General features: G+C 69.2%; 16 protein-coding genes. 12 read left to right on the forward strand and 4 right to left on the reverse strand.

Annotated elements, in window-relative coordinates; translation table 11 throughout:
• The first annotated feature begins 48 nt into the window (after positions 1–48).
• Together ACFSVL_RS27745 and ACFSVL_RS27750 are read left to right on the forward strand one after the other, a co-directional pair.
• A complete protein-coding gene (locus ACFSVL_RS27745; protein WP_378308596.1) occupies positions 49–711 on the forward strand; it encodes a ferritin-like fold-containing protein in 663 nt (220 codons plus the stop codon).
• Between the two features lie 104 nt (positions 712–815).
• On the forward strand, positions 816–1,046 hold the full coding sequence (locus tag ACFSVL_RS27750) for a DUF3107 domain-containing protein (RefSeq protein ID WP_009072973.1): 231 nt from the start codon (positions 816–818) through the stop codon (positions 1,044–1,046).
• Positions 1,047–1,106: 60 nt separating this feature from the next.
• Here ACFSVL_RS27750 and ACFSVL_RS27755 read toward each other — a convergent pair whose 3' ends face one another.
• Together ACFSVL_RS27755 and ACFSVL_RS27760 are read right to left on the reverse strand one after the other, a co-directional pair.
• Positions 1,107–1,427, reverse strand: a complete 321-nt coding sequence (locus ACFSVL_RS27755) for a DUF4873 domain-containing protein (protein WP_378308492.1) — start codon at positions 1,425–1,427, stop codon at positions 1,107–1,109.
• A gap of 14 nt (positions 1,428–1,441) precedes the next feature.
• Positions 1,442–2,242 carry a TetR/AcrR family transcriptional regulator gene (locus tag ACFSVL_RS27760; RefSeq protein WP_378308493.1) on the reverse strand — a complete coding sequence of 267 codons (801 nt, stop codon included), beginning with the start codon at positions 2,240–2,242 and terminating at the stop codon, positions 1,442–1,444.
• Positions 2,243–2,344: 102 nt separating this feature from the next.
• Here ACFSVL_RS27760 and ACFSVL_RS27765 point away from each other — a divergent pair, with 102 nt between their 5' ends.
• The 3 genes from ACFSVL_RS27765 (at position 2,345) to ACFSVL_RS27775 (ending at position 5,933) form a co-directional block, all read left to right on the forward strand.
• Positions 2,345–3,253: an AurF N-oxygenase family protein gene (locus ACFSVL_RS27765; protein WP_067586114.1), complete on the forward strand. Its 909-nt coding sequence runs from the start codon at positions 2,345–2,347 to the stop codon at positions 3,251–3,253.
• Between the two features lie 34 nt (positions 3,254–3,287).
• Entirely contained in the window at positions 3,288–4,190 is a 903-nt protein-coding gene (locus ACFSVL_RS27770; RefSeq protein ID WP_378308494.1) for an alpha/beta fold hydrolase, read from the forward strand.
• A gap of 162 nt (positions 4,191–4,352) precedes the next feature.
• Entirely contained in the window at positions 4,353–5,933 is a 1,581-nt protein-coding gene (locus tag ACFSVL_RS27775) for an ORC-CDC6 family AAA ATPase (RefSeq protein ID WP_378308495.1), read from the forward strand.
• A gap of 1 nt (position 5,934) precedes the next feature.
• Here ACFSVL_RS27775 and ACFSVL_RS27780 read toward each other — a convergent pair whose 3' ends face one another.
• Positions 5,935–6,609: an alpha/beta fold hydrolase gene (locus ACFSVL_RS27780; protein WP_378308496.1), complete on the reverse strand. Its 675-nt coding sequence runs from the start codon at positions 6,607–6,609 to the stop codon at positions 5,935–5,937.
• Positions 6,610–6,613: 4 nt separating this feature from the next.
• Entirely contained in the window at positions 6,614–7,237 is a 624-nt protein-coding gene (locus tag ACFSVL_RS27785; RefSeq protein WP_378308497.1) for a TetR/AcrR family transcriptional regulator, read from the reverse strand.
• A gap of 81 nt (positions 7,238–7,318) precedes the next feature.
• Between ACFSVL_RS27785 and ACFSVL_RS27790 the strand changes: the two genes are divergently transcribed.
• From ACFSVL_RS27790 to ACFSVL_RS27820, 7 genes are all read left to right on the forward strand, one after another.
• Positions 7,319–8,332: an alpha/beta hydrolase gene (locus tag ACFSVL_RS27790; RefSeq protein ID WP_378308498.1), complete on the forward strand. Its 1,014-nt coding sequence runs from the start codon at positions 7,319–7,321 to the stop codon at positions 8,330–8,332.
• 80 nt (positions 8,333–8,412) lie between these two features.
• Positions 8,413–9,573 (forward strand): DUF3152 domain-containing protein, encoded by a 1,161-nt coding sequence (locus tag ACFSVL_RS27795; protein ID WP_378308499.1) that lies wholly within the window; start codon positions 8,413–8,415, stop codon positions 9,571–9,573.
• Positions 9,574–9,671: 98 nt separating this feature from the next.
• Positions 9,672–10,853 (forward strand): adenylyltransferase/sulfurtransferase MoeZ, encoded by a 1,182-nt coding sequence (gene moeZ, locus ACFSVL_RS27800; protein ID WP_182894351.1) that lies wholly within the window; start codon positions 9,672–9,674, stop codon positions 10,851–10,853.
• Between the two features lie 452 nt (positions 10,854–11,305).
• Entirely contained in the window at positions 11,306–12,103 is a 798-nt protein-coding gene (locus ACFSVL_RS27805; protein WP_378308500.1) for a TIGR02569 family protein, read from the forward strand.
• 115 nt (positions 12,104–12,218) lie between these two features.
• Positions 12,219–14,255, forward strand: coding sequence for a molybdopterin oxidoreductase family protein (locus ACFSVL_RS27810; protein WP_378308501.1), 2,037 nt, complete (start codon positions 12,219–12,221; stop codon positions 14,253–14,255).
• Positions 14,252–15,676 carry an FAD-dependent oxidoreductase gene (locus ACFSVL_RS27815; RefSeq protein WP_378308502.1) on the forward strand — a complete coding sequence of 475 codons (1,425 nt, stop codon included), beginning with the start codon at positions 14,252–14,254 and terminating at the stop codon, positions 15,674–15,676. The genes ACFSVL_RS27810 and ACFSVL_RS27815 overlap by 4 nt, the downstream gene beginning before the upstream one ends.
• 26 nt (positions 15,677–15,702) lie before the next feature.
• Positions 15,703–17,040, forward strand: coding sequence for a nitrate/nitrite transporter (locus ACFSVL_RS27820; protein ID WP_378308503.1), 1,338 nt, complete (start codon positions 15,703–15,705; stop codon positions 17,038–17,040).
• Position 17,041 lies beyond the last annotated feature (1 nt).

The following is a 17,041-nucleotide window of genomic DNA, read 5'->3' on the forward strand; positions in this document are numbered from 1 at the left end:
CTCGTCGCCGTGACCGACCCCGCCGAAGCCAGGCCAGCAGAGAACTCAGTGCCCGCCTCCTCTTCTTCGCCCACGATCAGCGAGGGCGTCGTCGACCTGCTCGGCGTGATCGCCTACCTGGAGCTGTCCGCGTTCGACCGGATGGCGGAGGACGCCCGCAGCGCGCCGACGCTCGCCGGCCGCTCCGCGCTCGCCTCGATGGCCGCCGCCGAGATCGGGCATCTCGATCTGCTGGCGAAGCATCTGGCCGCGAACGGCGTCGCGGTCGAGGACGCGATGGCGCCGTTCGTGTCGCAAGTGGACGCGTGGCACGGCTCCACCCGGCCTAAGTCGTGGCTGGAGTCGCTGGTCAAGGCGTACGTCGGGGACGGGCTCGCGGCCGATCTCTACCGCGAGATCGCGAACTGGCTCGACCCCGAGACCAAGGACCTGGTGCTGACCGTGCTGGCCGACACCGGGCATTCGGCGTTCGCCGAGCGCGAAGTCGCGGCCGGGATCAAGGCCGATCCGAAGGCCCGCGACAAGCTCGCGCTGTGGGGGCGGCGGCTGCTCGGCGAGGCGCTCACCCAGGCGCAGTACGTGGTGGCCGAACGCGATGGCCTGGCCGAACTGATCGTCGCGGGCTCCGGCGACCTCGCGGGAATCGGCGCGCTGTTCCGCCGGTTGCAGCAGGGGCACACCAAACGCATGCAGGCGCTGGGGCTGGGCTGAGCCGAGTGGTCGCGAATCACCCGCTGGTCGCGCGCCACCGCGGCGGCCCGCTTCGGTTAGCCTTGCCGGGCGTAGTCACAACGAGTTTCCAGCGGAGGTCCCACGTGGAGGTCAAGATCGGCATCAAGGACACGCCGCGCGAGCTGGTGGTGTCCAGTGGCCAGACTCCCGAAGAGGTGGAGAAGCTGGTCGCCGAGGCGCTGACGGCCGGTGACGGGCTCTTCCGCCTCAACGACGAGAAGGGCCGCAAGTACCTGGTCCCGTCCGACCGCATCGCGTACGTCGAGATCGCCCCGTCCGACGTCCGCAAGGTCGGGTTCGGCGTCGGCGACTGAGCCAGGCCGTACACGAAAGGCCGCCCCGGAGATCGCTTCCGGGGCGGCCTTTTCGCGTGGTCAGGCGGTGGCTTCCTCGACTTCGGCCAGCGTCTTCGGGACCGCGAACGGCGGCGTGGACGTGCCGGTGAGCCGGTAGCGGCCCCACGGGTCCGGGTCGGACAGTTCGCCTTCAGCGGTGTGCTCGCCGATCCGCACCTCGCACGGCTTCTTGCGCCCGCCGACCGCCTCGGTCAGCTTCGGGTCCGCGGCGACCCGGCCGTACCAGTGGTAGTAACCGTCGATCGGCTGGAAATAGCCGCGCAGATCGACGTCCGCGGTGATCTCCGTGCCGTCGACGACCAGGGTCGCCGCGCCCGTGTAGCCGTCCTCGTCGCTCATCCCGGGTCCTCTCGTCAGCCTGCGTCGGTGCCGGCGGCGTCCGCAGTGTCGTCAGCGTCGTCTTCGGTGCGTCCGAGCTGGACGACCTTGTTCTCCTCGAGCGGCAGGTTCGGGTCGATCACCACGCCCTGCTGGCGGGTGAGCCCGTCGATCGCCGCCCAGATGATCTGGGTGAGGTACTCGACCACCGAATCGCGGCCCATCGAACGCCGGTCCAGCCACCATTCGCCGGTGCTCTGGACCATGCCGACGATGCCGTGCGCCCACGGTTCGGCCGCGCCGGAGTCCATGTTGAACATCCGCATGTAGTCGCCGAGCAGGGCGGTCAGCGCGGTGGCGATGACCTCCTTGTCCTCCGCGACGACGTCCGAATCGGTGGTTTTGCCCGGCAGCCCGCCGTGTGCCAGCAAGCGGTACAGGTTCGGATGTTCCTCGATGACGCCGAAGAACGCGTCGAGCGCCATCCGGATCCGCGGCACCGGCGCGAGTTCCGCGTTGATCGCCGGGATCAGCCGTTCGAAAAGGATCTCCGTGCCGCGCTGGCCGAGTGCGACGTACAGGTCGGCCTTGTCCTCGAAATGCCGGTACAGCACGGGTTTCGTGACGCCCGCTTCGGCGGCGACGTCCTCCATGCCGAGGTCTGGACCGTGCGCGTCGAGCGCGCGCAACGCCGCCTCGACGAACTCCGCGCGGCGCGCGATGCGGTGCTTGCGCCAGCGGTCGCGGCGGGCGTCCCCAGTGCTCGTTTCGGTGTCGGCTGCCTGCTTGCCGGACTGCTTGCTGGAGCGCTTGACACGTTCGATCACGGCGGTCATGCTACCAGAGGTAACTGTTACCACGGGTTACATGTTCCGTGGCGGCAGGCGGGACGCGGCTTCTCGATTCAACGGCGAGTCAGGCGCTGGAAGGGGCTGATGATGACGCGGACGCTCAAGGTGACCGACCGGGAAGCGACGGCACAGCGGTTGCTGAAGTCGGCGGCGAACAAGTTCTACGACCCGGACGTCGACATCGACTGGGACGCGCCGCTGGTCGAGGGCAAGCGGTACATCCTGCCGGAGCGCTCGTCGCTCTACGGCACTCCGCTGTGGGACCGGCTCAGCCCGGAACAGCGGATCGAGCTGGGCAAGCACGAGATGGCCAGCATCGCGACCACCGGGCTGTGGTTCGAGATCCTCCTGATGCAGATGCTGCTCAAGGAGGTCTACGAACAGGACCCGACGACGGCGCACGCGCAGTTCGCGCTCACCGAGATCGCCGACGAATGCCGGCACTCCACGATGTTCGCGCGGATGTCCGCGCGGATCGGCTGCCCGACCTACGGTCCGGTGCCGGTGCTGCGGCAGTTCGCGAAGCTGATGCCGACCATCTCCTACGGCCCGGCGCGCTACGGCGCGATCCTGGTCGCCGAGGAGGTGCTCGACCGGCTGCAGCGCGAGCAGATGAACGACGAGGAGATCCAGCCGCTGGTCCGGATGGTGAACCGGATCCACGTGCTGGAGGAGGCGCGGCACGTCACCTTCGCCCGCGAGGAAGTCACCCGCGGGATGGCGAAACTCGGCCGTGCGGAGGTCGCCTACCAGCAGTTCAGCATCGCGCTGATCTCGTACTTCGTGACGCGGGCGTTCATCAACCCGAACGTCTACAAGGCGGTCGGGATCCGGCCGCGCGAGGGCGTCGAGACGGCGCTGAACAACCCGCACTGGCGCGCGACGATCGCGTGGGCCGGGGAGAAGATCATGCCGTTCCTGCAGGAGTCCGGTCTGGTCGGGTTGCCGGGGAAACCGTTCTGGCGCAAGTCTTTCCTGTTGCCGGAGGGCAAGTGACTACCGCCGACGTACTTTTTCCCGCGGAGGCGAAATGACTACCGTAGAGCGGCTGCGCAATCCGGCCCGTGAGCATCGGTTTGTGACCAGCGATGGCTGTGCGCTGCACGTCGAAGCGAGCGGTCCGGCCGATGCCGCGGTGACGCTGGTGCTGGTGCACGGCTGGACGCAGGACCACCGCACGTGGGACGGCGTCCTCGACCACCTCGGCCCGGGCGTCCGGACGCTGCGCTACGACCTGCGCGGCCACGGCGGTTCCGCGCCCGCCACCACGGAAACCGGCACGATTCCGCGGCTGGCCGACGATCTGGCCGAGCTGATCGCGGCTCGGGTGCCGTCGGGCCCGCTGGTGCTCGCCGGGCATTCGATGGGCGGCATGACGTTGATGGCGCTCGCCGAACGGCATCCGGACCTCGTGCGGGACCGGGTGGCCGGGACGGCTTTCGTGGCGACGTCGTCCGGGCAGATGGACCGGATCACGCTGGGGCTGCCCGGAATGGCGGGCCAGTTCTCCGCGCGGTTCGAGCGGCGGCTGGCGAAAGCGTTGTCGCACCGCAAGGGCGAGCGGCTGCCGTTGAGCCCGGCGATGGTGCGTTCGGGGGCGCGGTTCCTCGTTTTCGGCGACCATCCGCGTCGGGCGGACCTGCGGCTGGTCGCGGATCAGCTGTTGTGCGCGCATCCGGCGAGCCTCGGCGCGTTCCAGGACGCGATTTCGACGCATGACCGGCGCGTCGCGCTGGCGACTTTGCGCGGTACTCCGTCCGTGGTGCTGGCGGGGGAGAAGGACCGGCTTTGCCCGCTGCCGCACGCGAAAGTGATCGCGGACGAGCTGCCGGACGCGGAGTTTGTCCGGTTTCCCGGCGCTGGGCACATGCTGCCGCAGGAGCGGGCGGGCGAGGTCGCGAAGCGAATCGGGGCGTTGCTGCGGGTCTCGTGAGTGCCTAAGCCGGTTCTAACCGGCGTAAACACTCACGAGAGCCACGCTTACGTCACCGTGCGCGTACACCGCCTTCGCGCTCGTACCTGACTGTCGGCTGTTCCCGGCCCCCTGACGCTGTCACGCTGGGTGGCTGGGATCTCGCCGACAGACAGGACGGGCATGGGGCAGCCGCTGAGCGCGCACGTCAACCGGAGCCTGATGGCGATTTCCCGGCGGGCGGAGAGCGTGGACCGGCACACGCTGGCCAAAACCTTCGTGGTGGCCGGGTCGTTCTCGGCGGTGCTGCATTCCGCCGACCATCAGATCCTCTACGGCCGCCGCGGCACCGGGAAGACGCACGCCCTGCTGTACCTGGCCGATCTGGTCGAGGAAACCCACGAAGTCCCGGTGTACCTGGATTTGCGCACGATCGGGTCCACCAGCGGGCTGTACGCGAATCAGCAGCTGCCGGTGCCGCTGCGGGGGACTCAGCTGCTGGTCGACACGCTGGAAGCAGTGCACGAACAGCTGCTGACCACGGCGATCGAGGCGAGGGTGGCCGATCAGGAAGGTCTGCTGCAGGGCTTGGACGAGCTGACCGAGGCGGCCACGACGGTCGAGGTTGTCGGCAATGTCGAGCGGGAGACGACCGTCGGCGGGGCCGCGGAACAGGCGACCAGCGCGGGTGCTTCCGCGTCCTTCGGGCCGGGCGGGCCGCGTGGTCAGGTGACGCTGTCGGGCAGCAGCAGGCATTCGGTCACCGCCTCGGATCGGTTGCGGCGGACCGGAATCGAGCATCATCAGGTCATTTTCGGGCCGCTCAGCCGGGCCTTGGCGCGGATCACGGCCGCGCTGGCCCCGGCCCGGCTGTGGCTGCTGCTGGACGAGTGGAGTTCGGTTCCCCTTGAGCTGCAACCGTTGCTGGCGGATTTGCTGCGCCGCAGCGTGCTCCCGACGCGCGGGGCGACGGTGAAGATCGCGGCGATCGAACGCCGGTCCCGCTTCCGCGAACCGGGCACTGAAGGCGATTACGTAGGCATCGAGGTGGGTGCGGACGCGGCTTCCGCGGTCAGTCTCGACGACGCGCTCCTGTTCGACCACGGCCGAAGCCAGTCCAGGCAGTTTTTCGCCGAACTGTTCCTCAATCACGTACGACCGCGGATGCCGGTGACTGACGACGCCGCGGAATTCGTGGCCACCGCGTTCAGCCGCACCGCGTTTCCCGAGCTCGTGCGCGCGGCCGAAGGCGTGCCCCGCGACGCGATCAACATCGCCGCGTTGGCCGCGCAGCACGCGAACACGGCGACGATCGGGATCCGGCACGTCCGGCAGGCCGCGCAAGACTGGTATCTGCGGGACAAATACGCCGCCATCGCGGGGAACGAACCGGCCTTGGCGACGCTTCGATGGCTGGTGGACGAGGTGGTGGGCCGCCGGCGTTCGCGTACTTTCCTGCTCGACCACGCCGGTGGCGCGCACGACCCGACGATGCGTGATCTCTACGACGCCAGGCTCGTTCACCTGGTGCGACGCGGCATCGTCAGCCAGCGGCGGCCGGGAACGCTCTACGACGGGTTCGCTATCGACTACGGCTGCTACGCCGCTTTGCTGGCCGAGGGGGAACAACCGTCCCGGCGAAGCAAATCCGACGCCTGGCTGACCGATCCGTGCGCCGCGCTGCCGGACCATCTCGAAAACCTGCTGGTCGAACTGCCCGGGGCGGCGAGATCGGTGCCACGGCAGCGAAAACCGCGCGAGTGAGCTAGCGGAGCCGTTCGAGCGCGGCGACGGTGGCCGGGACGTCTTCCCAGATCGGGGAGTGCCCGGTCTCGGCGGTGACGAGTTCGCTGTCCGGCAGGTGGTCGGCGAGGTACTGCGCGTCCGCGAGCGTGCGCGCCCGGTCGTGGATTCCGTGCAGCACGGTGACCGGACAGCGGATCGACGCCAGGCGGGGCGTGAGGTCCAGGTCCCGTTGGCTGGTCAGGACTTCCAGCGCGGCTTCGGCTGGAACGCGAGTGGCGTAGTCGAGAAGTTCGGCGCGCAGGTCAGGTGGCAACGGGGTGGCGAAGGACCGGTCGAGGACGGCCGCGTGGAGGTCCGGACCCCAGCCGGTGGCGATCGTGGCGAGGATCCGGTCGACGTCGCCGTGGCCGCGCATGTGCGCGCCGGTGTTCGCGAGCAGCAGCCCGGACACCAGCTCCGGCCGGGTCGCCGCGACGACCGCCGCGACGCAGCCGCCGGTGGAGTGCCCGATGAGCGTGACCGGGCCGCCGTGCCGTTCGATCCGGTCGGCGACTCGCGCCGCGATGTCCTCGATCCGCCACGGACCTGGCGCGGTCATCCAGTCGACCACGTCCAGTTCGCCGGGCAGCGCGGCGGCCAGCCGGGCGTAGATCCGCGGGCTGCAGAGCGTGCCCGGCACCGCGATCGCGCGCACGGGGTTAGTTGTCCTTGAGCGGGAACCCGCCGCCGATGCCGCGCCACGCGAGGTTCGCGGTGAGCGCCACCGCGTCCTCGCGGCTCATCGACTGGTTGTGCTGCAGCCAGTAGCGCGCGCTGACCTGGCTCATCCCGACCAGGCCGACGGCCAGCAGGCGGGCCTTTTCCTCGTCCAGCCCGGCGTCGGAGGTGATCGTCTCGGTGATGGCCTCGACGCTCGCCGAGGTCGCGCGGTCCACCGCCTCCTGCACGGCGGGCTCGCCGCGGAGGTCGGACTCGAAGACCATGCGGAACGCGCCGGCGTCGTTGTTCACGAAGTCGAAGAACGCCCCGACCGTGGCCGGCACGCGCTGGCGGTTGTCGGAGGTGGAGTTCAGCGCGCCCTGCACCCGGCCGACGAGGTCGTCGACGTGGCTTTCCAGCAGCGCGATGTACAGGTCGAGCTTGCCGGGGAAGTGCTGGTAGAGCACCGGCTTGCTGACGCCGGCCTCCTCGGCGATCTCGTCCATCGCGGCCGCGTGGTAGCCGTGCTCGGCGAAGACGCGCTGCGCGGCCGTCAGCAACTGGGCCCGGCGCTCGGTCCGGGGCAACCGGACGCCTCGTTGCAGTCGCGCCATGTCCGTCATTCTTCCTCCGTCCGCAGCCTTCGCCGGGCGGGTTCACCACCGCGTGAAGTGAACCTGACATTACTCGTGGGTACGCCCGAAATGCCAAGGGTCAGGCATCCTGGACCGGTGACGACCACGACCTCCCGCCCCGCCACCGCGGCGGCGGTCCGCCCGCCGGTGACCCAGGTGCCATTGTCGACTACGCCCCTGCCGCCGCTCGACGGGGCGCTGCCTGCCTGGCCGGGAACGGTCGAGGACGGCCTGCACATCCGGCACACGCCCGGACCGGACGGCACGCCCGCGGTGTACGTGCACGGGCTCGGCGGATCGTCCACGAACTGGACCGACCTCGCCGCGCTGCTCGCCCCGTCCGCCGCCGGGCAGGCCGTTGACCTGCCCGGATTCGGCTATTCGGAGCCCGCTGCCGGATTCGCGTTCGGGCTTGACGACCACGCGGCCGTCGTCGCGAGCAGGCTGGAACGGCTCGGCAGGCCGGTGCATCTGCTCGGCAACTCGATGGGCGGCGCGATCTCGCTGCTGCTCGCCGCGCGGCGGCCGGAGCTGGTGAGAACTCTCACCCTGATCTCCCCGGCGATGCCGGACCGCCGCCCGGACCCGCGCCGGCTGTCCGATCCGCTGATGGCGCTGGCCTACCTCCCGGTGGTCGGGGCACGGGTGCGCCGCCGGATGGCCGGGATGACCGCCCGCGAACGCGCCGCGCAGGTCATCAAGCTGTGCTTCCACGATCCGTCGCGGTTCCCGGACGCCCGGCTGGACGAACTGGTCGAGGAGCACGCCGCGCGCGCCGGGTTCCCGTGGGCGCTGGCCGCGATGGAACGCAGCACGTTCGGCATCTTCCGGAGCTGGACGGCGCTCGGCGCGGCGTCGCTGTGGTCGGTCGCCAAACAGGTCCAGGCCCCGACGCTGGTCGTCTGGGGGCTCCACGACCGGGTGATCTCGGTCAAGCGTGCGCTGCGGACCGCGCAGTCGATTCCGCGCGCCCGGATGCTGGTGCTCCCGCGCACCGGCCACGTGGCGCAAATGGAACGCCCGCAAGTGGTCGCGCGTGCCGTGCTCGGGTTGTGGGAGGGCGCGGACAAGGGCTCCTGGTAGCCCGGACGGGGGACCGCGGATCGCCGGGGAGCCCGCCAGTCGCTGCCGGGAACGTCGTCGTGGTGTGGCACCCTGGGTCGGTGGACCGGCTGAAGCAGGACGCGCGAGCGAAAGACCGGCGGGGCCCGACCACCGGGTCGGCCCGGCGTTCGCCGTCCTCCGGTTCCAGCGATCCGGAGTCCGATTCGCCGCGCGTCGGCCAGTACCGGCCCGCCCGCAAACCCGCTCAGCGCGTCGGCGAGGACCGGTACCGGCCGGGCAGCAGGCGCACCAGCGCGGAACCGCTCGCCGCCGCTTGGCAGCCAAGGGACGAGCGGCCGGAGAAGCGCCCGGCTCCGAAGAAGAAGCAGTCGCCGTTCGGCCGGTTCGTGAAGACCTACGGCTGGCGGGTGTACGCGCTGCCGATCCTGGCCGTGATCACTGTGCTGGTCGCGGTCAACACCGCCACCGGCCCGGCGCCCGAAGCCGGTCCGGCGGCCAGCGGCGAGGTCGCGTCCGGCGATTCCGCCGCGGGCGCGATCGACGACGGCGGCATCCCGGAGAACCCCGCGCAGCCGGTGAACCTCAACGTGCCCACCGCGGACCTGCCCTCGGGCGGCAACTTCACCCAGGCCGGCAAGGGCACCTGGCACATCGTGCCCGGGTCCGGCGACGTGGTCGGCAAGAGCGGGAAGCTGTACACGTACACCGTCGAGGTAGAGGACGGCATCGACCAGGCCAGCTACGCCGGAGACGACAGCTTCGGGACGGCGGTCCAGGGCATTCTGTCGGATCCGCGCAGCTGGACCTGGAACGGCGAGATCCGGTTGCAGCGGGTCGACGCGAGCTATCCGAACCCGACCTTCCGGGTGAGCCTCACCACGCCGGACACCACGCACCGGCCGGACGCGTGCGGGTTCCAGATCAAATTCGAGGCCTCGTGTTACCGCCGCAGCATGGGCCGGGTGCTGATCAACCTGGCCCGCTGGTCGCGCGGCGCGAAGGTCTACGGCCCGGACATGACGGGGTACCGGCAGTACGCGATCAACCACGAGGTCGGGCACGCGCTGGGCAACAATCACGTTGGCTGCCCCGGAAACGACCAGCCGGCCCCGGTGATGATGCAGCAGTCGTTCGGCGTCGCGGACGACTACGTCGCGATGCTCAACAACATCCCCGGCGGCGACAAGGGCAAGGTCGCCGCGGACCATCACGTGTGCAAGCCGAACGCGTGGCCGAACCCGACTCCGCCGGGCCAGTAACAACGTCTCACGATCTGAGAGCGGGGAAGTGTCCCTTGCGGGCGGGCGTTGAACATACTGGGATCGACTACGCGACCCGCGCGAGTATGGAGGACCCGATGTCAGACACGGCACTGCCGCCGCTCGTCGAGCCGGCAGCCGAGCTCACCAAGGAAGAGGTGGCCCGGTACAGCCGTCACCTGATCATCCCGGACGTCGGGGTGGTCGGGCAGAAGCGGTTGAAGAACGCGAAGGTCCTGGTCATCGGTGCGGGCGGCCTCGGAAGCCCGGCACTGCTGTACCTGGCGGCGGCCGGCGTGGGCACGCTCGGCATCATCGACTTCGACGTCGTCGACGAATCCAACCTGCAGCGCCAGGTGATCCATGGCCAGTCCGACGTCGGCAAGCTCAAGGCCGCGTCGGCGCAGGAGTCGATCGCCGAGATCAACCCGCTGGTCAAGGTGCACCTGCACACCGAGCGGCTGGAGTCGGCGAACGCGCTGGAGATCTTCGAGCAGTACGACCTGATCCTCGACGGCACGGACAACTTCGCGACCCGCTACCTGGTCAACGACGCGGCGGTGCTGCTCGGCAAGCCGTACGTGTGGGGCTCGATCTTCCGGTTCGAGGGCCAGGTCAGCGTGTTCTGGGAGGACGCGCCGAACGGCAAGGGTCTCAACTACCGGGATCTGTACCCCGAGCCGCCGCCCCCCGGCATGGTCCCGTCCTGCGCCGAAGGCGGCGTGCTGGGCGTGCTGTGCGCGTCGATCGGCTCGATCATGGTGACCGAGGCGATCAAGCTCATCACCGGCATTGGAGAACCGCTCCTCGGGCGGCTGATCTCCTATGACGCGCTGGAGATGAAATACCGTGAGGTCAAGATCCGCAAGGATCCGGAGACCCCGAAGATCACCGAACTGATCGACTACGAGGCCTTCTGCGGCGTGGTGTCGGACGAAGCCGCTTCGGCCGCCTCGGGCAGCACTCTTACCCCGGCGGAGCTGAAGGCGAAGTTCGACGCGGGCGAGGACTTCGCGCTGATCGACGTCCGCGAGCCGCACGAGTACGAGATCGTCAACATCAAGGGCGCCACGCTGATCCCTAAGGACCGGATCCTGTCCGGGGAGGCGCTGGCGGAACTGCCGCAGGACAAGCCAATCGTCCTGCACTGCAAGTCCGGTGCCCGCTCCGCAGAGGCGCTCGCGGCCCTGCACGCGGCCGGTTTCAAGGACGCTACGCATCTTGGCGGCGGCGTCCTGGCCTGGGCACGGCAGATCGACCCAAGCCTGCCGACTTACTGAGCCGCAGCCGTTGTCCGTGAAGGACTCCTTAAGGGACTTAGATTCCCTCAAGGAGTCCTTCACGTCTTTCTATGCGCCTGGCACCGTCCGTGAGGGCCACCTTCACGGACTCTGATTCCCTCAGGGTTCCCCTCACAGCCCTTTGGTCGTCGTCGAAGCGCCCCATCGAGAACCGCCGCCGATGCACCCACCCCAGCCGGGCACCCACACCACCCCCGCACCCCGATACGAAGCCAAAATGCGGTCTGAGGGTGCTTGTCAAGGCATCTTTCCCGCCTTGACAAGCACCCTCAGACCGTCATCACAATCAGGCTTCGGGGTGCCCCCCAACACCCCGGATGCAATGTCGCCGCCAGGCGACGAGCAACCCCCACCCCGTTGCACACTCGAAACACCCCACGACCAGCGAGTCCGCGCAGAAACCACGCCTGCCCGAGGTAACCTCACCCCTCGTGCGGTCAACCCTGGAACGCCCATCCGAACGCGTCTGCGCCGCCTTCGGCACCGACGCCGACGCGATCACCCCGCTCCCCGACTCCGAATCCTGGCAGTCCGGAGACATCGTCTTCAAACCAGCAACCGACCGCTCCCAGTCCCTATGGACCGCAAGGGCCCTGGACTTCGCCGACGACCCAGGCCTCCGAATCGCCAAACCAGTCCGCTCGCGCGACGGCCGCTGGATAGTCGGAAACTGGTCCGCCTGGCGCCACCTCCGAGGCACCACCGAACACCGCTGCGAAGAGTCAGTCCTAGCCGCAGTCCGCCTCCACCGCGCCACCTCCGACCTCCCCCGCCCGGACTTCCTTTCCGCAAGAGACGACCGGGACGCGGTAGCCGACCGCATCGCGTGGGAAGAACAAGACCGCCCCCTCCCGGAGGAAAAAGGCGGCCGCTGGTTTGAAATCCTCGCCCCGGCCCGGCGTCCGATCAAGCTCCCGCACCAGGTCGCGCACGGAGAACTCCTGGCCAGCCTGCTCTTCGACGGCGACGAGGCCCCCGGCGTAGTCGATTTCGTCCCGTACTACCGCCCCGGCGAATGGGGCGCGGCCATCGCCGCAGTCGACTCCCTGATCTGGGGCGGAGCCACCGGCGCGCTGCTGGAACGCTGGGCCCACCTCCCCGAATGGCCGCAGCTCCTGCTCCGCGCGATCCTGTTCCGCCTCGCCTCGCACGCCCTCGACCCAAGGTCGACCAACGCCGCGTTGGACGGCCTGCGCGCGGCGGCGCGTGAGGTCAGCGCGATCCTCTGACTCACTGCGCGCCCCCGCCGTGAAGGCGGGCAATGTCAACTCCCCGAAACATTCCGGCACGTCGAGGTAACACAGCGTCCTTACCGTCGGGTCATCGCCGACCCGAGGAGCGCCTGTGCCGCACGTCGACACACATTGCCCGTACTGCGCCTTGCAGTGCGGGATGCGCCTGGATGAGACACGGGTCACCCCAAGGGATTTCCCGGTCAACGCGGGCGGCCTGTGCCAGAAAGGCTGGACCGCCGGCGCGCTGCTGGAATCCGGCGCGCGACTGACGACGCCGCTGCTTCGCCGAGACGGTGAACTGCAGCCGGTTTCCTGGGACGAAGCACTGGATTTCGTCGCGGACCACCTGCTGGCCTCGCGTCGGGACCATGGCGCGGACTCGGTCGCGGTCTTCGGCGGCGGCGGTCTCACCAACGAAAAGGCTTACCTGCTCGGGAAATTCGCCCGGGTAGCGCTCGGGACCTCGCAAATCGACTACAACGGGCGTTTCTGCATGTCCTCCGCCGCGGCGGCCGGACTGCGTGCGTTCGGAGTGGACCGCGGATTGCCGTTCCCCGTAACCGATCTCGCGGGGGCGGACGTGGTTCTGCTCGCCGGGGCGAACCCGGCCGAGACGATGCCGCCGTTCATGCAGCACCTGGACGGTGCGGAACTGATCGTCATCGACCCGCGTCACACGCCGACGGCCGAACGGGCCGCGCTGCACCTCGCACCGGCACCGGGAACGGATCTTGCGCTGGCGTTGGGGATTCTGCACGCGGTGGTCGCCGAGGGACACCTGGACAAGTCCTATGTGGATCTTCGGACGTCCGGGTTCGACGAGATGTGGCGGATCGCCGCGACCTGGTGGCCGGAACGGGTCGAGCGGGTGACCGGGGTCGCGGCCGCGGATCAGCGGCGGGCGGCGGAAATGCTGGCGCGCGCGGGTAACGCGTATGTGCTTACCGGGCGTGGGACGGAACAGCACGCGTCTGGCACGGCGACTGTCGGCGGGTGGATCAATCTCGCGCTCGCACTGGGTTTGCCTGGTCGCGAGGGGTCCGGCTTTGGGTGTTTGACCGGCCAGGGCAACGGGCAGGGCGGGCGCGAGCACGGGCAGAAGGCGGACCAGCTGCCGGGATACCGGAAGATCGACGACCTCGCGGCGCGGGAGTATGTGGCTGGGGTTTGGGGCGTGCCAACGGAAAGCTTGCCCGGGCCGGGCCGGTCCGCGGTCGAACTGCTGGACGCGCTGGGGGATTCGATCAAGGCGCTGCTGGTGTTCGGGAGCAATCCCGTGGTGTCGGCGCCGCGGTCGGCACGGGTGCAGGACCGGTTGGCTGGACTGGATCTTCTGATGGTGGCCGACTTTGTCTTGTCGGAGACCGCCGAGCTGGCCGACGTGGTTTTCCCGGTGCCGCAATGGGCCGAGGAGAACGGAACGTTGACCAACCTCGAAGGCCGTGTCCTGCTGCGGCAGCGGTCGATCACGCCGCCCGCCGGAGTGCGCAGTGATCTGTCGCTGTTGCGGGATCTCGCGGTCCGAATCGGACAGTCGGCCGAGCGGTTTCCGGATGACGCGGCGGAGGTCTTCGAGGAGCTGCGTGTTGCTTCGAAGGGTGGCGCTGCGGACTACTCCGGCGTGACCTATCAACGGCTGCGGGCCGGGGAAGCATTGCACTGGCCCGTTCTTGACGAGCAGCACCCGGGTACGCCACGAATGTTTCTCGACGGGTTCGCGCATCCAGACGGGCGTGCGCGGTTCGCGGAAGTCGACCACAGTGGACCCGCCGAGCTGCCGGACGAGACGTTTCCCTTGCAGGCCACCACTGGCCGGGTGCTTCAGCATTACCAATCCGGCGCGCAGACTCGCCGGATCGCGGAGCTGACAGCGGTCGTGCCGGAGGCGTTCGTGGAGGTTCATCCGGACACCGCGGCCCGGTCCGGGCTGGCCGACGGCGATCGCGCGGTGGTGCGGTCGCGGCGCGGGGAGACGGTCGCGCAGGTGCGGTGTGTGCCGTCGATGCGGGCGGACCTGGTCTTCCTGCCCTTCCACTTTCCCGGTGCGGCGCGGGCGAATCTGGTGACCAACCCGGTGCTCGACCCGGTGAGCCGGATGCCGGAGTTCAAGGTGTGCGCGGTGTCGTTGGCGAGGGCAGAGGGATGAGCGCGCGGAACGTAGTCATCATCGGGTACGGGATGGCCGGGGCCCGCCTCGCGGACGAGATCCGGCGACGCGATCCGGAAGCCGACCGGGTGCGGTTGACTGTTCTCGGCGAGGAGCCGCATCCCGCGTACAACCGGGTGCTGCTGTCCACTGTGGTCGCTGGCGGGATGAGTCCGGAAACGGTGCGGCTGCACGATGTCGAATGGGCTGCACAGGCGCGTGTCGACCTCCGGCTCGGAACGCGGGTGACGCGGATCGACCCGGCACAGCGGCTGGTCTGTACGGAAACCGAGGATTTCCCTTACGACGCAGTCGTCCTCGCGACCGGGGCCGCGCCGTGGCTTCCGCCGGTCGAAGGGCTCGAACTCGGCCCGGAGGTCGTGGCCTTCAGGACACTGGACGACTGCGCGCGCATTGTGGACGCGGCGCGTCCGGGTGCACCGGTCGCGGTGCTCGGCGGCGGGCTTCTCGGGTTGGAAGCCGCGCGTGGGCTGGCGGGTCGCGGTGCGAATGTGACGGTCGTACACCCGCAACCGCATGTGCTGGAACGGCAACTGGATTCCGGCGCTGGTCGGGTGCTGGCGCGCCGGTTGGCGGAGCTGGGCGTGACGTTCCGGTTCGAGGTGACGGCTGCTCGGCACCTCCCGGGCGACGGCTTGAAACTCGACGACGGCAGCTTCGTTCCCGCTGATCTCGTGGTCGTCGCGGCCGGGGTGCGGCCGGAGACGTCGCTCGCCGAGGCCGCCGGGCTCGAAGTGGACCGCGGGATCCTGGTGGACGATCTACTCAGGACTAGCGACGGACGGATCCACGCGCTCGGCGACTGCGCACGGCATCCGGGTGCGCCGCCGGGATTGGTGCAGCCCGCGTGGGAGCAGGCTGCGGTGCTCGCGGACTTGCTCACCGGGGCCGACGCCACGGCGCGGTATCGCGGCACCCGCACGGTAACCCGGCTCAAGGCCCGCGACATCGATCTCGCCGCGCTCGGCGAAACGCAGGTGACCAGCGAGGACGACGCTGCGGAGGTAGTGACCTTCGATGATCCGTCCGGCGGACGGTACGGCAAGCTCGTGGTGCGCGGCGACCGCGTGACCGGCGCGATTCTGCTTGGCCTTCCGGACGCGGCGGCGACTGTCACGCAGCTGCACGACCGAGGCACGCCGGTTCCGGAAGACCGGCTCGCGGTTCTGCTGGGCCGCGCGTTGCCCGCGGGCGCGCCGACGGCCGCGAGCCCGGCGGATCTTCCTTCGTCCACAGTGATCTGCCGCTGCAACGCGGTGACCAAAGGCCGGCTGATCGAAGCCTGGCGGGGTGGCGCCACCGACGCTGCCGCCCTCGCCCGCACCACCCGCGCGACCACCGGATGCGGCAGCTGCCGCGACACGGTCGGCGCGGTCGCGGACTGGCTGGCCGCGCAATGAACGCCCCCGGTAACAAGGAGGACGCCATGCCCCGCCGCTGGATCGAGCACTGGGATCCCGAGGACGACCAGTTCTGGGAAGAAACCGGCAAGCGTGTCGCCCGGCGCAATCTGTGGTTTTCCGTGTTCTCCGAGCACATCGGCTTCTCGATCTGGACCTTGTGGTCGGTCGTGGTGCTGTTCATGGGCCCGGCCTACGGGTTCAGCGCGGCGGACAAGTTCCTGCTTGTCTCCACGCCGACGGTGGTCGGGGCGGTCATGCGGATCCCGTACACCTTCGCGGTCGCGCGGTTCGGCGGTCGCAATTGGACAATCATCAGTGCGCTGTTGCTCCTCATTCCGACGGCGTTGACCGCGGTCGTGCTGCACCCAGGGACGTCGCTCGGCACGTTTGTGCTGATGGCGGCCCTCGGCGGCGTTGGCGGCGGTAACTTCGCCTCTTCGATGGCGAACATCAACACTTTCTATCCGGAGCGGCACAAGGGCTGGGCGCTTGGATTGAACGCCGGTGGCGGAAACCTTGGCGTTGCGGTGATTCAGCTCGTCGGGCTTCTCGTGATCGGTACCGCGGGCGCGACGGCTCCGCGATTGGTGCTTTACATCTACCTTCCGCTGATCGTTATCGCCGCGACGTGTGCGGCCCTGTTCATGGACAACCTGGCCAGTGTTCGCGGTGACACCAAGGCCATGCGCGAGGTAGTTCGTTATGGACACACCTGGGTCATGTCGCTGCTGTACGTCGGTACGTTCGGTTCCTTCATCGGTTACAGCTTCGCCTTTGGCTTGGTGCTGCAGAACCAGTTCGGCCGGACGCCGTTGCAGGCGGCCGCGGTGACGTTCCTCGGGCCGCTGCTGGGTTCGCTGTCGCGGCCGATCGGCGGCTGGCTGTCGGACCGGATCGGCGGGGGCCGGGTCACCTTCGCGACCTTCGGGGCGATGGCGTTGGCGACCGTGGTGCTGGTGCTGGCGTCCTCGGCTGATTCCCTGGCGTGGTTCACGGTCGCGTTCATTGTTTTGTTCGTGCTCACCGGCGTCGGGAACGGGTCGACGTACAAGATGATCCCGGCGATTTTCCAGGTGAAGGCGCGAGCGGCGATTCAGGCGGGCGCGGACGAGGCGGCGGAATTGCGGAACGCGCGCCGGCTGTCCGGGGCGTTGATCGGATTGGCGGGCGCGATCGGGGCGCTGGGCGGGTTGTTCATCAACCTCGCGTTCCGGCAGTCGTTCGCCGAGGCGCACAGCGGGGTTCCGGCGTTCGTCGGATTCCTGGTCTTCTACGCGGTGTGCGTGGGCGTGACGTGGTTCGGCTACCTGCGCAAGCCGGCGGTGCGTGCGCAGGTGGCGTTGGCGGGAGCGGAGGTCTGAA

Origin of the sequence: Amycolatopsis silviterrae (assembly GCF_042684085.1) — a bacterium.
Taxonomy (GTDB): domain Bacteria; phylum Actinomycetota; class Actinomycetes; order Mycobacteriales; family Pseudonocardiaceae; genus Amycolatopsis; species Amycolatopsis silviterrae.